Here is a 14,706-nt window from a genome sequence, read left to right on the forward strand (position 1 = left end):
CGCCCGGCCTAACCAAACTCACGCAGGCGATTGAAAAAGCGCATCACCGGCGAAGCAGGTTTTTGCTGGCGATCTTCCGGCCCGGTCACTACAACGGTTGCCGTGGTGCCCGAAGGATAGAGATTGCCGATCTGCTCATCAAGATGGATACGCACCGGCACACGCTGCGCCAGACGAACCCATTCCAGATTAGAATCGACCGTGGCCATGCCTTTGCTATCGACGCTGCTGCTGCTGTTGGTAATACCTGCTGCGATGCTGTTCACCGTGCCATGCAGCACGCGGTTACTGCCCAGCGGCGTGATTTCAGCGCGGTAGCCAGGGCGAATGCCATCGAGCTTGGTCTCTTCCATATACGCCAGCACGTAGAACGAATGTTGTTTCACCAGCGCGACGGCAACCGATCCGCGAGTGATAAACTCACCCTCGAAGGCGTTCAGGTTGGTTACCCAGCCGTCAGAAGGCGCACGCACGGTGGTACGTTGCAGATCCAGCGCGGCTAAATCACGCGTAGCGGCAGCTTTTGCCAGCTGATGCTCGGTGGTTTGCAAATCGTTATTGGCCTGCTCAATCTGCTCGCGTGACATCGCCTGCACGCCAAGCTGGTTGCGACGTGACGCTTCTCGCCGCTTTTCACTGGCGATAGCCTGGTAATACGCGACGTCGGCCTGGGCTTCATCCAGCGCCTTCTGAAAACGTGGACGATCGATCACAAACAGCACATCGCCTTTCTTCACCAGCTGGTTGTCATGCACCGGCACTTCGGTGATCAGCCCAGTAACATCGGGCGCAATGGCCACCACATCGGCGGTAAATTTGGCATCCCGCGTCCACGGCGATTCGGTGTAGAACACCCAGGCACGAAAAATAATGACGGCGGCGATGATCACCAGAATAACGGTCACCGCATAACGCGCGACTTTTCTTATAAGCGCTTTCACTTAAACCTCAGACCAGCAGACAGGAAACGACGTAAAACACACAGCAGTACAGCGCCGTATTGAACAGGGCCGGATGCCAGACCATATCGTAAAGACCGGTAGGCGTTAACACACGGCGTACCAGCCAGAACAGCGCCAGCGACAGAATCAACTCAACGAAAATGGGCGGGAAAGAGAGCCCAAATACAACGATAACCGGAAGCACACTCATCTTTTATCCTTAAACAAACCATGCCGGGAACGCCCTGCGATCGACGCGCTCTCCTGGAATCAGGATAAATACGCACAGCGGTAACTGCATACACTGCAGTAAAGGGATTACCGTGACGCAATGAATAATAGCTTAGCCTCAGCCAACTAAAACGAGAGAAAAGCGTAAAGGGTTTTCGCGGCGTTGCTATAGTAACGCGGCTGACTATATGTTTTCTACCAATTGTGATCTAAATCACTTTTAAGCCAGAGTGAATAATGGAACGACTAAAAAGTATGTCGGTGTTTGCCAAAGTGGTTGAATTAGGTTCGTTTACCGCTGCTGCGCGCCAGATGCAAATGAGCGTCTCGTCAGCGAGCCAAATCGTGGCAAAACTGGAAGATGAGCTACAGGTAAAGTTGCTGAACCGCAGCACACGCAGTCTTGGCCTGACCGAGGCGGGCAAAATTTATTATCAGGGCTGCGGTCGAATGCTGGCGGAAGTACGGCAGGTCCATGAACAGCTCTATGCCTTTAACAACATGCCGATTGGCACGCTGCGCATTGGCAGCTCCTCGACCATGGCACAGAACGTGTTATCGGTGATGACGGCAGATATTCTGCGTGAATATCCGGGCCTGACGGTCAATGTAATGAGCGGCATTCCCGCGCCCGACCTGATCGCCAACGGGCTCGATCTGGTGATTCGGGTTGGCGCACTGCAGGATTCCAGCCTTTTCTCACGGCGGCTTGGTTCGATGCCGATGGTGGTGTGCGCCAGCAAACACTATCTCAGTCAGCACGGCACGCCGGAAAAACCTGCCGATGTGGATAAGTTCTCCTGGCTGGAATACAGCGTGCGGCCCGATAACACCTTTGAACTGATCTCGCCAGAAGGTCTGGTCACGCGCCTGGCACCGCAGGGACGCTTTGCCACCAACGATTCGCAAACGCTGATTCGCTGGCTGAATGCCGGTGTTGGCATCGCGTATGTGCCGCTGATGTGGGTAATTGATCAGATTAATGCCGGTGAAATCGACATTCTATTTCCGCATTATCAGTCGCATCCGCGGCCGGTCTACGCGGTGTATACCGAAAAGGATAAGCTGCCGCTCAAGGTGCAGGTGTGCATCGACTATTTAACGGATTATTTTCAGCAGGTGGGAGCGGTTTATCAGGCTCATCGGGCAGGATAATAAAACGGCGGGCAACATGCCCGCCGTAGTTTGTCAGGCGGTGCCGCCGACGGTGAGTTTGTCGAGCTTCAGCGTTGGCTGACCAACGCCCACCGGCAAACTTTGTCCCTCTTTACCGCAAACGCCCACGCCTTTATCCAGCGCCAGATCGTTGCCGACCATAGAGATTTGCTGCATCGCTTCGATGCCGGAACCGATCAGAGTTGCGCCTTTCACCGGCTTCGTCACCTTACCGTTTTCAATCAGATAGGCTTCAGAGGTCGAGAAAACGAACTTGCCGGAGGTGATATCCACCTGGCCGCCGCCGAAGTTAGGCGCGTACAGGCCGAACTCCACGCTTTCGATGATCTCCTGCGGCGTGGATTGACCCGCCAGCATATAAGTGTTGGTCATACGTGGCATCGGCAGATGTGCATAGGATTCACGACGGCCGTTACCGGTCGGCGGAACGCCCATCAGACGCGCGTTCAGCTTGTCCTGCATATAACCTTTGAGAATGCCGTTCTCAATCAGCACGTTGTATTGGCCGGGAACGCCTTCATCATCAATAGCCAGCGAACCGCGCAGGCCGTCAAGGGTGCCGTCATCAACCACGGTACAGAGTTCAGACGCCACCAGCTTGCCCATCTGGCCGCTAAACATCGAGGTGCCGCGACGGTTAAAGTCGCCTTCCAGGCCGTGTCCAACCGCTTCATGCAGTAGTACGCCAGGCCAGCCAGCGCCCAGCACCACCGGAATCGATCCGGCCGGGGCGGCGACAGCAGAGAGATTAACCAGTGCCATGCGCACCGCTTCGCGCGCCCAGGCTTCCGCCCGCACTTCGCCATTTTCATCGGCGAGGAAAAACTCATAGCCGGAACGACCGCCGCCGCCACTGGAGCCACGCTCACGCTTGCCGTCATCTTCGACCTGCACGCTCACGGAGAGGCGCACCAGTGGACGCACGTCGGTAGCCAGCGTGCCATCAGTGGCGGCAACCAGCACCAGTTCATAGACGCCGCTCAGGCTGGCGCTGACTTCCTGCACGCGCTTATCGGCGGCGCGTGCCGCACGATCGACCCGGTGTAACAGATCGATTTTCTCTTCGCGGGTCAGGCTGCTCAGCGGATCGCGCGTGGGATACAAGGCGCGATGGTTCACTGCCGACAGCGTATGCGCTTTGCCGTTGCCCTGTTCACGTACGATGCTGCGTGCTGCTTCAGCACTCAGCGTGAGCGCATTCAGGGTGATCTGGTCCGCATAGGCAAAACCGGTTTTTTCACCGCTGACGGCGCGTACCCCGACGCCCTGATCGATATGATAAGAGCCATCTTTAATGATGCGATCTTCCAGCACCCAGGATTCATGGTAGCTGGACTGGAAATAGAGGTCGGCATAATCCAGGCGACGTTCTGAAAGCTGCCCCAGCAGGGCATACAGATCTTGCTGATTAATATTGTTAGCAGTCAGTAACTGCTCACTTACCAGATTCAGACTCATCGTTTCTCACTTGTTAATTAGCCATCAGTACAGCCTGCGGGAATTCCTCAGCGCCGTCAAATCACTTCGCGGAGGCGCCTTTGGTTTCGCGCGGCGCCCGCGATACTTCATCAATTTCAGGTTTATCAACCGGCCCGCTGATGTGATAACGCAAGACTGAAATTTTGTTCCAGAGCGGTGCCAGCGCTTTGCTGGCGGCGTACACCGCGGCACCGACTACCGGATTAATAGCAAAGGCGGTAGCGACGCCCACCGTGGCGGAAATTTCTGGTGCGACCACCGCTTCCATATCAATGCGGCGCCGCACTAAATCGACCTTGCCCTGCATCGCAATATCGGCTTCGATGCCGTCAACGAGCAAATTATCGGTTTGTAACTGACCGTCTTTAATCCACGCGGTACCGTTAATACTATCAAAATAGAACCCCTGGCCGAACGTATCGCTGAAATCGAGACGAAGCTTACGCACCAGCGAATCGACGCTGATCAGCCGCAGCACCTGCCCGGCGCTGCCGGTATCGACATCAGCAACATAGCCTTTGCCAAGATGGGATTTTAATACACCGGTTAATGTCGCTTCCGAAGGTTGCCACGGCGTAGAGCGCCAGTGCAGATCGTAGTGCAGGTTGAACGGCGCATCGTGCAACGGCGAGTTAACGCCGAACCAGTTAGCCGCCTCATTGATGCTTTTACCGCTGAGCTTGCCTTTCAGCGAGGTGCGCTGGTTGCCTGGACGGTTTACCCATTCACCCTCAACCGCCAGCTTCGCGCTACCGGTGTCGATCAAACCGTTAGTAAGCGCTAACGTATCACCATTGATGCGTGTCTCAGCCTGAATGCGACCCACATTCTGGCCGCGCAGCCAACACTCATCACACGCGAGACGCAGCGCGGGCCAGCCGCTGAAATCAATGGTGCTGTCGCCGCCGCCGGTGCTGCTGGCCTCAGCCGTTTTCCATTCAGGATTGTAGTAAAGATAGTCGAGATGCAGTTGCCAGTTGTTGCTGCCCGGAGCCGCGAGACTGCCGCGAATCTCTTTGCCTTTTGCCGTGGCCTGCATGCCGCCCGCCATCAACTGATTCAGGGTAATTTCCAGATCGTGCCACTGCTGGCCGCCGAGGGTCAGCGCTGGCGTACGTAATACTATGTCGCCCGGCAGGCCCTTGCCCGGTAAGGCTTTATCGCCGCCGGACGTGCCGCCAGCCTTGCTTAATCCTGCCATCATGCCCAGCCAGGCTTCACCGTTCAGCGCCGGGAGATTGACGATCATAGCTGGCCGTTCCGGCAGTGCAGGCGTGCTTTTTGCCTCGTTCAACCAGATGCCACGTTCAACGCGCAGGCCATTCTGCAACAGCCAGCGGCTGTTAAAGCGGTGGCGGCGATCGACGCTGCCGCTGAGGGTAAAGCTGTTCAGGTCGCCTTTGACACTGACCTCAACCGGCAAAGCACTGCCCGCTGCTTTATCGAGTGGCGCAGGTAAGTGACTACTTACATTTTTACCTTCCGCCTTCACATCCACGCGATAGCTGGCGCCGCCCTGATGGGGCAGATCGACCGCTACCGTGCCCTGCCACGGCAAATTGCCCTGAAGTTTTTGCGCCACTGCCGCAGGCAACAGCGTGACTTTGCCCGGTTGCCAGTCACCCAGCAGATTGACGTTGATCGCCATATCCTGCTTGTTTTCCTGGGTAGTAAATTTCACGCTCAACGGTTGACCAAACCAGTTGCCGTTCAGCTCTTCACTCTCAAGATTGCCATTATTGAAGCGGAAACGGCCGCTGAGGTTCTTTACCGTGCTGTCGAGCGGCTTGATATAGAGATCGTTATTGTTCAGCACCACGTTGCCGCTGGCGTGCACCTGCTGACCATCCAGCGGGATGTCGAGATTGAGCTTTCCGCGGGTTTTGCCTTTGACCTGCAGTTCCTCCAGTGCGCTGCCCAGTGAGCTTTTCAGCGGCGTTTGCTGGAAATAATCGCCGATATCCTGCCCTTCACCGCTGACGTTACCGGTGATAATCAGTTTCTCTTTCAGGTAATCGGGAATGATGGCGCTGATGTCGGTGACGCTGACCTTGCCCAACATCGCCTGCTGCGCTTTCATCCATAACCCATCATTCAGGAAATCGAGATCGATATCGAGGTTCTCAATATCGGGCCAGCCAGGCTGGAAAGCGTAGGTCGCGTGGCGTAGCGGCACGGTGACTTCAAACATGCCGTCGTTGTGTTTGAACGGAAAGAGCTGCGGATTCCCGGCAAACAGCAGAGTCGCATTGCTGACCTGGCCGCCTTTTATCGCCCCGCTGAGATAACGCGTCAGGTTCGACCCCAGCAACGGCTGCGGGAAATAGCGCCACGCATCGCCGGCGTTGGTGACGTTAATGCCAGCAAGGATATCGAGCTGAGGCACGGCATTCTGCGGCTGTTGATAGCGGAAATCGCCGCGCGCGTGCAGCGATCGCGCCTGTACGTCCAGATCGGTGCCCTCTAACGTCAGACTGTCGCCGCTGTGCTGCCAGCCGATTGCGCCGGTGGCCTGTTTAATTTCCAGCGGAGCTTTGAACAAGGTGCCGTAAGGCAACGTGGCGTTGTTGATGGCAAGATCAAGCCGACCATGCGCAGCGCTGCCGGTCAGGCTACCAGCGAAATGCTCCATGCCCGGCAGCAGCTTCCAGTGTTGCCAACTCAGGTCGTGCCAGTGCGCGATAAAGCGCGTCTCTTCCGGCTGCGAAAGGGGCACATCCAGCGCCAGCGCATCGATTACGCCGCGTGGCTGCAACTGCTGCCAGTTTTCCAGCAGCTGCGGCGACAGGCGGGAAAACAGCGGAATCAGCGGCGCCAGCCGTTGCAAATCCAACTTAGTCGCACGAGCGCGGAACTCTGCCTGTCGATCCGGACCAGGTAACAAACCGCTCTCCGGCTGCCAGAGCAGCGAGAAGTGGCCTTCAGGCCAGGCGATGCCATCGGTGCGCAATCGTGTCTGCGGCACGGTCAGGCTCCAGCCATTTTTAAAACGGCTGAGATGGGCCGTCAGGTTATCCACCGTCATCTGATGGGTCTGCTGCTGTTCACCTAGCCATTGCGCGCCACCCTGCTTCAGCTGCACGTCGCCCTGATACAGTTCGCCCTGCCGCAGCTCGGCCCAGGCCGCCAGACTAAAGCGCGCGCTTTTTAAGGTGGTATTGTCCTGCATCCATTGGCCCAGCCATGGCCGCACATCCACATCATCCGCCTGCATCCAGAGGCGACCGTTGTTCAACAGGCCGTTGCTGTCATCGAGATTAAGCCGTACCTGTACCACGCCATGTTGACCAGTGAAGCTCGATAAGCTCACTTCCCCTTCCGCACGGTGTCGCGCTTTTTCATTCAGCCAGCTCAGCCGTGGTATAGACAGGCGGGCGTGCTGGCCGGATGGCGTCAGAAAGCTGATGCTGCTGTCGCGCAGATCGAAATGGTCGAACTGGCGCAGAAAGAGATCGCTGAGCTGGCCGGGTTTTAAGGTGTGATGCTGGCTGTCGCTGGTGAGCAGCGGCGTGTTGGTGTGCAGTTGAAGCTGCCAGAAAGTGAGCTGACGAAACTGCCAGCGGGCGTGAAGCAGAGATTGCCAGATATCCAGCGCCAGCGTGACGCGCGAAATCTTCAGCGAATCGCCTTCAGGTAACGTGACGTTGATGTCACGCACATCCAGCGTGGGGCCAAAGTTTTCCCATTTGCCGTGCAGCGAGGCCGCATCGACCGGTGTGCCGCTGGCAGAGGAGATCGCCCTGAGGATCGGCTCACGCCAGTTATCCATCTGCGGCATCAACAGACGCAGGCCGCTAACCAGCAACGCCACGATGACAATTAAGGTGGCTGCCGTCAGTAGCAGGATTCTGGGCAGCTGCCTCACTTATCTCTCCTTGTTTTGTGCATTCTCAATACGAAAGTCGTCAACAACCTACATCATCACCACGTCAAACTGTTCCTGAGTATAGAGTGGTTCAATCTGCACTTTGACCTGCTTACCAACAAAAATTTCCACTTCTGCCAGCGCATGGGATTCATCGCTCTTCAGCGCTTCGCCTACCGCCGGGGAAACATAGACCAGGAAACGGTCGGACTCGTAGGCATGATGCACGCGGACGATTTCACGCATGATCTCATAGCAGACGGTTTCCACCGTTTTTAGCGTGCCGCGCCCTTTGCATACCGGGCAATCGTGGCACAATACATGCTCAATGCTTTCGCGCGTGCGCTTACGGGTCATTTCCACCAGGCCCAGCGCCGAGAAGCCGCTGATGCCGGTTTTGACCCGATCTTTACTCAGGGCACTTTCCAGCGAATGTAAAACCCGACGGCGGTGATCTTCATTACTCATGTCGATGAAGTCGATGATAATGATGCCGCCCAGATTGCGCAGTCGCAACTGCCGGGCAATCGCCTGCGTCGCTTCGGTATTGGTGTTAAAAATAGTTTCATCGAGATTACGGTGACCGACAAAGGCTCCGGTATTAATATCGATGGTGGTCATCGCTTCGGTCTGATCGATGATCAGATAACCGCCCGACTTCAGTTCAACCTTGCGTTCCAGCGAGCGCTGAATTTCGTTCTCAACGTCGAACAGGTCAAAAACCGGCTGTTTGCCATTATAAAGCTCCAGCTTGTCGGTCATTTCCGGGATATATTCCGCGGTAAATTCACGCAGCAGCTCCCAGGTTTGCCGGGAATCGACGCGAATGCGATCCAGCGCGGCACCGGCAAAATCGCGCAGGATACGCTGCGCCAGGGCGCGTTCACCATACAGGCGGCAGCGCGTCTGGTTACGTTTTTTACGCTCGATCACTTTGGTCCACAGGCGCTTAAGGAACGCGGCATCCTGCGCCAGCTCCTCTTCACCAATGCCTTCCGCCGCGGTGCGGATAATAAAACCGCCCTGCTCATCGCAATAGTTGGCGACCACCGCCTTCAGACGGTTGCGCTCGGCTTCACTCTCGATACGCTGCGACACGCCGACGTGTGAGGCACCAGGCATAAACACCAGATAGCGCGACGGCAGCGTAATGTCTGTGGTCAGACGGGCACCTTTCGTGCCGATCGGATCTTTCACCACCTGCACCATCAAATCCTGCCCCTGATGCACCAGCTCGACAATATCGCGCACGTTGAATTTTTTCTGCTCTTCACCAGCAACGCATTCAGTGTGCGGCATGATGTCAGAGGCGTGCAAAAAGGCGGCTTTATCCATGCCAATATCGACAAAGGCAGCCTGCATACCCGGTAAAACCCGGCTCACGCGCCCTTTGTAGATATTGCCAACGATGCCACGACGCGCTTCGCGTTCAATATGAATTTCCTGCAGGATGCCGCCATCAATATAGGCAACCCGGGTTTCTGAAGGCGTGACATTGACCAGTAATTCAGCCGTCATTTTATCCTCTCAAGGCACGCAGGGCGTGAAAATGGCTAACCAGTTCGCTGGTTTCTACCAACGGTAATCCCACGACGGCATGATAACTGCCATTAATTTTACGGACGAAGTTGCCGCCAATGCCCTGAATGCCGTAGGCACCCGCTTTGTCCATCGGCTCACCGGTGGCAACGTAGGCGGCAATATCGTCTGCGGTTAAGGTGCGGAACGTCACTTCCGTGGTCACCAGGCAATCAAGCTGCTGCTGCCGATCGGCCAGCGCTACTGCGGTCATCACCCGGTGCGTCTGGCCGGAAAGCATAGCCAGCATCGCGGCAGCATGATCGGCGTCGCGCGGTTTTTCAAGAATTTCACCTTCCAGCACCACCAGCGTATCCGCGCCCAAAACTGGCAGATCGGTAGGTGCCACCGCCACGCCCGCGCGCGCTTTATCCAGCGCCAGACGACGCACATACTGCTCGGCAGTTTCGTGATCGTCACGCTGCTCAACCACGCTGGTGATCAAACGCTCAAATTGCAGGCCAAGCTGCGTTAACAGTTCACGTCGACGCGGTGAACCGGAGGCGAGATAGAGGGATAGCATACTTTTCCTTATTGAACGGCAAACTGACGGCGGATTTTTCTCATCAATAAGAATAGCCAGGGCCAGAGGATCCCGTCGATGACGCTGCTCCAGAATATTTCCGGACGAAACGAGATATCGATCACAAGAAATTCAGCCCAAAAAACAATGACATCCATGGCAAGCGACAGCACCATAACCATTAATGCCTGCTGCCACAACGCGAGGTTGCGGAAAAGCTGGAATTTGAAGGCCACCAGGTAAGCGATGATGCTTAATGCCAGTGCTCTCACACCTAAGGTGGAGCCGGCAACCAGATCCATGATGCCGCCCATCAGGAAGCCGGTGCCGACGCTAACCCGGTGTGGCAGCGCCAGCACCCAATAAATCAGAATCAGCAACAGCCACGATGGCCGGAACATATAGAGCTGTTCCGGCCAGGGCATAATTTGCAATATCAGCGCCATAAGAAATGAGAGCCAGATAACCCAGCGACCATGGCTGCGATAGCTGCTCAAGGCTGACCTCCGCGCGTGGTGGCCGGGGTACCGTTGCTGGCGGGCGCTGTGGTTGCCGCTGCGGGTGCAGGTGGCCCCATTTCACCGGCTGGCGGCAGCACCTGCGGCATCATCTGCATCAGGCGTTCGTTGGCCACGCGGTGCACCTCATCCGGTGCCATCGGCATATCGCCATGTTTGTCAGCGCCCCACAGCAGCAGCAGATAGCGTAGACGCTGTAATCCTGCGGTTGGGCGTGCCTGAATAACGGTGTAAGCGCGCTGGGTATCCACCTTCACGGAGGACACCACGCCAACCGGATAACCTTCCGGGAAACGGCCCCCAAGGCCTGACGTGACCAGCACATCGCCCACCCGAATGTCGGTATTGCCCGGCAGGTGCTCAAGCTGCAGATCTTCGGTGCAGCCATTACCCGCGGCAATCACGCGAATATCGTTACGCAACACCTGAATCGGTAATGCATGAGAGGCATCGCAAATCAGCAGCACGCGGCTGGAGACTTTGCCCACGGCAATCACCTGACCGACCACGCCTTTATCACTGATCACCGGCTGCCCTTCATAGACGCCGTTCACGCTGCCTTTATCAATTACGGCCTGATCGGTATAAGGATCGGTGCCGGTAGAGATCACCTGCGTAACCATTTTTTGCTCATCCTGACGCAATGGCGAGCCCAGCAGTTCACGCAGACGTGCGTTCTCCTGCTTGTATTGACCCAGCATCAGGATTTCACTGTTCTTCAGAAATAGCTCTCGATGCAGCGCTTTGTTTTCCAGCTCCAGCTGCTGCCGGGAGGCCAGGGTGTCTGAAACGCTATCCAGAATCTGTCGTGGCCCGTTGGCCAGAAAATAGAATGGGCTAACTGCGGTATCCATGTAGTTGCGTATCTGGGTAAACGACCCCACCCGACTGTCGGCAATGATGATGCCTATAGCAACCAAAACCGCCAAAAACAGGCGCAACTGCAGGGAAGGTCCTCTGCTGAAAATCGGCTTCATAAATTCTGCGTAGTCCTCGGCAACAAAAAAGGGAGTGCGGATCCACTCCCCTGAGCCATGCGCGCCAGTGCCTGACCGGCCGCTGCTGGCGCGCGTAGCCTGATTGAGGCAATTATTCTTCGCTGAACAAATCGCCGCCGTGCATGTCGATCATTTCCAGCGCTTTACCACCGCCGCGGGCGACGCAGGTAAGCGGATCTTCAGCCACGACTACCGGGATACCTGTCTCTTCCATTAACAGACGATCAAGATTGCGCAGCAATGCGCCACCGCCGGTCAATACCATGCCGCGCTCAGAGATATCTGAGGCCAGCTCTGGCGGACACTGTTCCAGGGCAACCATTACCGCGCTAACGATACCGGTTAAAGGTTCCTGCAGCGCTTCCAGAATTTCGTTGGAGTTCAGGGTGAATCCGCGCGGTACGCCCTCAGCCAGATTACGGCCGCGCACTTCGATTTCACGCACTTCGTCGCCCGGATACGCCGAGCCGATCTCATGTTTGATGCGCTCTGCAGTCGCTTCGCCGATCAGCGAGCCGTAGTTACGACGCACATAATTAATGATCGCTTCATCAAAGCGATCGCCGCCGATACGGACAGATGAAGAGTAAACCACACCGTTCAACGAGATCACCGCGACTTCGGTCGTACCGCCACCGATATCGACCACCATCGAACCGGTCGCTTCGGATACCGGTAGGCCTGCGCCAATCGCAGCAGCCATCGGCTCTTCAATCAGGAAGACTTCACGTGCACCGGCGCCCTGCGCTGATTCACGGATAGCACGGCGCTCAACCTGCGTTGCGCCAACCGGCACACACACCAGCACTCGCGGGCTGGGACGCATAAAACTGTTGCTATGCACCTGCTTGATAAAATGCTGCAGCATCTTTTCAGTAACGAAGAAGTCGGCGATGACGCCATCTTTCATTGGACGAATAGCGGCAATATTGCCGGGTGTGCGACCCAGCATCTGTTTGGCATCATGGCCAACGGCCGCCACGCTCTTTGGGGAGCCGGCACGGTCCTGGCGAATGGCAACAACAGATGGCTCGTTCAACACGATGCCCTGTCCTTTCACATAAATCAGGGTATTCGCAGTACCCAGGTCGATGGACAGGTCGTTAGAAAACATGCCACGAAATTTTTTAAACATACTAAAGGATAATCCTGCAAGCTGGGGGCGGAAAATAAAATCCGCTTACTTTACCAACCACCGGGTGCAGCCACAAGGCGCAAAAACGTTCTGCTCCGGTGAAAAATTACGCATGCCGCGACCTGATACATAACCCCGAAAACGAAACCACAAGGTAAGGCTTGCATCACGGCTTAATTTCTCATTTCACAGGCTGGTAAGCGGACACAATAAACACAAATTTTAACATTTCTGGTCTGCATCGATAACGATGCATCCGTGAACGCCACCACCACTGCGCGGCTATTCTACGTGAAAGCGGTGCTTAAAGACGGTAGCTCTGTGAATATTTTTTCACATTGCTGTTTACCGGCTCGGATGAGGCAAAAAAATCACCCTGTCCACCTGACACGCCCAAATCACTGAGCGTTTGCCATTCAGAACGGGTCCGAACACCGGTGGCAAAAACGCGCGTTGGCGTGTCTTTACAGACCTCAAGCAAACTTTGTACAAACAGCTGGTTTTCGGTGCGTCGATCGATATTTCTGACCAACCCCGGATCAAGCTTGATCAGCTCAACGTTAAACTGTTTGATATAGGCACTACTGACGACCGTCAGTCCCGCCTGATTAACTGCCAGTCGGCAACCGAAGCCGGTCAGTAAACGAAATACTGGCTGTAAAAGATTGATATGTAGACCAACATCGGCTTCTGCAAGTTCAAATAAAAATCGTTTTCTTTGCAATTTTGTACATTGCAACAGCATGGCCTTCAGCCAGCGCTGAAACGGCCGCTGCAGCAGCGCATCGCTGGTGACCGGCAAGGCGAAGACCTCTTCCGGCCAGATAGCCGATAGCGCGATGATGCGCGAAACCATCAGCCGATCAAAGGCTTCCGCCATGCCAAGTTGCAGTACCAGCGGCATAAACTCAGCGGCTAACAGCTCTTTATCGCCATCAAAAATGCGCGCCAGAATCTCGCGATGATGCACTTTGCCACCCGCCAGTACCGCCGGCTTTTGATATAACCGTGGCCCACCGCGGCTGAGCGTATTTTCCAGCAGCGTGCGCCATTTTACGCTGCCACGTCCCATTTCAATGGTGTTGCCTTCACCCACCGACCAGCCATTTCCACCTTGCAACGAAGCGTGGCGGGTCGCAGATTCCACGTTTTCCATCACCTGCTGGGTCAGCTGGCCGCTGCGAAAGGCGCTGATGCCGATATGAATCATGTCATCGCGATCCATCATCTGCGTAGGCGGTAGCGCATCCACCGCTTTGATCAGCTGCGCCGCAATGCCGTCCGCCTCTTTCAGGGTGCGGTGCGGCAGCAAAACGGCAAAGTCACTGCGGAAATAGCGGGCCAGCAGCGCACCGGGATAGCGCAGCACAAAGGTCGACAGCATATTGACCAGGTCAAAAAGATAATCTTTCGCCTGCTGATGGCCCCAGTCGTCCAGCAAGGTATCGAAATCGGGCAGGCGAATCATCATCACCACGCCATGCGTGCCGACATCCTCAGGGTCTTCCAGTAGCGTTGCCAACTGATTGTCAAAAAACAGACGATTATTCAGGCCAGTGCGCGCATCCTGAGCCGCAAAAGCACGAATCAGGGTATCAATACGGGTGCGCTGCTCGCCCGCTGCGCGCAAATCTGCCAGTAACAGATCCAGTGCGGCGCTCGCTTTAGGTGGCCACTCCAGAATTGAGCCGCGCTCAACGCTGCCGCGCTCACCGCGCATCACGCGGCTGGCGCGTTGCTCAAGGCGCTCCATGCCTTTTAACTGGCGATAGAGCCAGCGATGGGTCAGCAGCAGCAGCATCGACATCACCAGGCCAACAATGGCGATAGCGCTCAGCGTAAAAGTCCCGACCAGCGACTGAAACCAGGTGCGGGTCGGATCCAGCACCTGAACGCGCAAGGTCATACCGGGCTGCAACGGCAACGGTACGTCAAACTGACGAAAGCGGTTGGGTTCGTCCTCAAGCATGGCGTTTTGATGGCGCGCCAGCGTCAGCACGGCCTGCGAGGTATTACGGATTTCCAGATGTTCAATATTCAGCGGCGGCATCACTTTCTCCAGCCAGCTAGCCATTTGAGGTGCGGTCTGCGTGGAAAAAGCGGTATTCACTTCAGCGGCCAGCGTCTGTACGCGCTGTTCCACCCGTTGGTTGAGGATATAAAGAAAGCTTGCCAGACAGCCCACCAGCATCAGAATCATCGCCAGCGCACTTAATAACGTTATAAACGCAGATAGTTTGGTGGTTATTCGCATCCCTGTGC

General features: G+C 56.0%; 11 protein-coding genes. 1 reads left to right on the forward strand and 10 read right to left on the reverse strand.

Annotated elements, in window-relative coordinates; all coding sequences use genetic code 11:
* Positions 1-8: 8 nt before the first annotated feature.
* Both aaeA and aaeX read right to left on the reverse strand, forming a co-directional pair.
* On the reverse strand, positions 9-941 hold the full coding sequence (gene aaeA / locus ACJY2L_RS15925) for a p-hydroxybenzoic acid efflux pump subunit AaeA (protein WP_067427447.1): 933 nt from the start codon (positions 939-941) through the stop codon (positions 9-11).
* Between the two features lie 7 nt (positions 942-948).
* Positions 949-1,152 carry a p-hydroxybenzoic acid efflux pump operon protein AaeX gene (gene aaeX / locus ACJY2L_RS15930; RefSeq protein WP_187485737.1) on the reverse strand — a complete coding sequence of 68 codons (204 nt, stop codon included), beginning with the start codon at positions 1,150-1,152 and terminating at the stop codon, positions 949-951.
* Between the two features lie 257 nt (positions 1,153-1,409).
* Between aaeX and aaeR the strand changes: the two genes are divergently transcribed.
* The gene (gene aaeR, locus ACJY2L_RS15935) at positions 1,410-2,327 is read left to right on the forward strand and encodes an HTH-type transcriptional activator AaeR (RefSeq protein ID WP_439214463.1); all 918 of its coding nucleotides are present in this window, start codon (positions 1,410-1,412) and stop codon (positions 2,325-2,327) included.
* 33 nt (positions 2,328-2,360) lie between these two features.
* On the opposite strand, the gene tldD is transcribed toward aaeR, so the two are convergent.
* From tldD to csrD, 8 genes are all read right to left on the reverse strand, one after another.
* Positions 2,361-3,806 carry a metalloprotease TldD gene (tldD, locus tag ACJY2L_RS15940; protein WP_439214464.1) on the reverse strand — a complete coding sequence of 482 codons (1,446 nt, stop codon included), beginning with the start codon at positions 3,804-3,806 and terminating at the stop codon, positions 2,361-2,363.
* A gap of 61 nt (positions 3,807-3,867) precedes the next feature.
* Positions 3,868-7,692 (reverse strand): AsmA2 domain-containing protein YhdP, encoded by a 3,825-nt coding sequence (gene yhdP, locus ACJY2L_RS15945; RefSeq protein WP_439214465.1) that lies wholly within the window; start codon positions 7,690-7,692, stop codon positions 3,868-3,870.
* Positions 7,693-7,740: 48 nt separating this feature from the next.
* On the reverse strand, positions 7,741-9,210 hold the full coding sequence (gene rng, locus ACJY2L_RS15950) for a ribonuclease G (RefSeq protein WP_187485734.1): 1,470 nt from the start codon (positions 9,208-9,210) through the stop codon (positions 7,741-7,743).
* A gap of 1 nt (position 9,211) precedes the next feature.
* Positions 9,212-9,793, reverse strand: a complete 582-nt coding sequence (locus ACJY2L_RS15955; RefSeq protein WP_067427433.1) for a Maf family protein — start codon at positions 9,791-9,793, stop codon at positions 9,212-9,214.
* 8 nt (positions 9,794-9,801) lie between these two features.
* Positions 9,802-10,290: a rod shape-determining protein MreD gene (mreD, locus tag ACJY2L_RS15960; protein ID WP_067427431.1), complete on the reverse strand. Its 489-nt coding sequence runs from the start codon at positions 10,288-10,290 to the stop codon at positions 9,802-9,804.
* Positions 10,287-11,288 carry a rod shape-determining protein MreC gene (gene mreC / locus ACJY2L_RS15965; RefSeq protein ID WP_067427429.1) on the reverse strand — a complete coding sequence of 334 codons (1,002 nt, stop codon included), beginning with the start codon at positions 11,286-11,288 and terminating at the stop codon, positions 10,287-10,289. The genes mreD and mreC overlap by 4 nt, the downstream gene beginning before the upstream one ends.
* A gap of 112 nt (positions 11,289-11,400) precedes the next feature.
* Entirely contained in the window at positions 11,401-12,444 is a 1,044-nt protein-coding gene (gene mreB / locus ACJY2L_RS15970) for a rod shape-determining protein MreB (RefSeq protein ID WP_003855260.1), read from the reverse strand.
* A gap of 304 nt (positions 12,445-12,748) precedes the next feature.
* The gene (gene csrD / locus ACJY2L_RS15975) at positions 12,749-14,698 is read right to left on the reverse strand and encodes an RNase E specificity factor CsrD (protein ID WP_439214466.1); all 1,950 of its coding nucleotides are present in this window, start codon (positions 14,696-14,698) and stop codon (positions 12,749-12,751) included.
* Between the last annotated feature and the right edge of the window lie 8 nt (positions 14,699-14,706).

Source organism: Duffyella sp. Ts4 (genome assembly GCF_051851875.1).
In the GTDB taxonomy this organism is placed as follows: domain Bacteria; phylum Pseudomonadota; class Gammaproteobacteria; order Enterobacterales; family Enterobacteriaceae; genus Duffyella; species Duffyella gerundensis.

Excerpts from the sequence above, each read along its gene's own strand:
- aaeR (WP_439214463.1), top strand. The coding sequence starts at position 1,410 with ATGGAACGACTAAAAAGTATGTCGGTGTTTGCCAAAGTGGTTGAATTA.
- aaeX (WP_187485737.1), bottom strand. The coding sequence starts at position 1,152 with ATGAGTGTGCTTCCGGTTATCGTTGTATTTGGGCTCTCTTTCCCGCCC.
- csrD (WP_439214466.1), bottom strand. The coding sequence starts at position 14,698 with ATGCGAATAACCACCAAACTATCTGCGTTTATAACGTTATTAAGTGCG.
- mreC (WP_067427429.1), bottom strand. The coding sequence starts at position 11,288 with ATGAAGCCGATTTTCAGCAGAGGACCTTCCCTGCAGTTGCGCCTGTTT.
- ACJY2L_RS15955 (WP_067427433.1), bottom strand. The coding sequence starts at position 9,793 with ATGCTATCCCTCTATCTCGCCTCCGGTTCACCGCGTCGACGTGAACTG.
- rng (WP_187485734.1), bottom strand. The coding sequence starts at position 9,210 with ATGACGGCTGAATTACTGGTCAATGTCACGCCTTCAGAAACCCGGGTT.
- mreB (WP_003855260.1), bottom strand. The coding sequence starts at position 12,444 with ATGTTTAAAAAATTTCGTGGCATGTTTTCTAACGACCTGTCCATCGAC.
- tldD (WP_439214464.1), bottom strand. The coding sequence starts at position 3,806 with ATGAGTCTGAATCTGGTAAGTGAGCAGTTACTGACTGCTAACAATATT.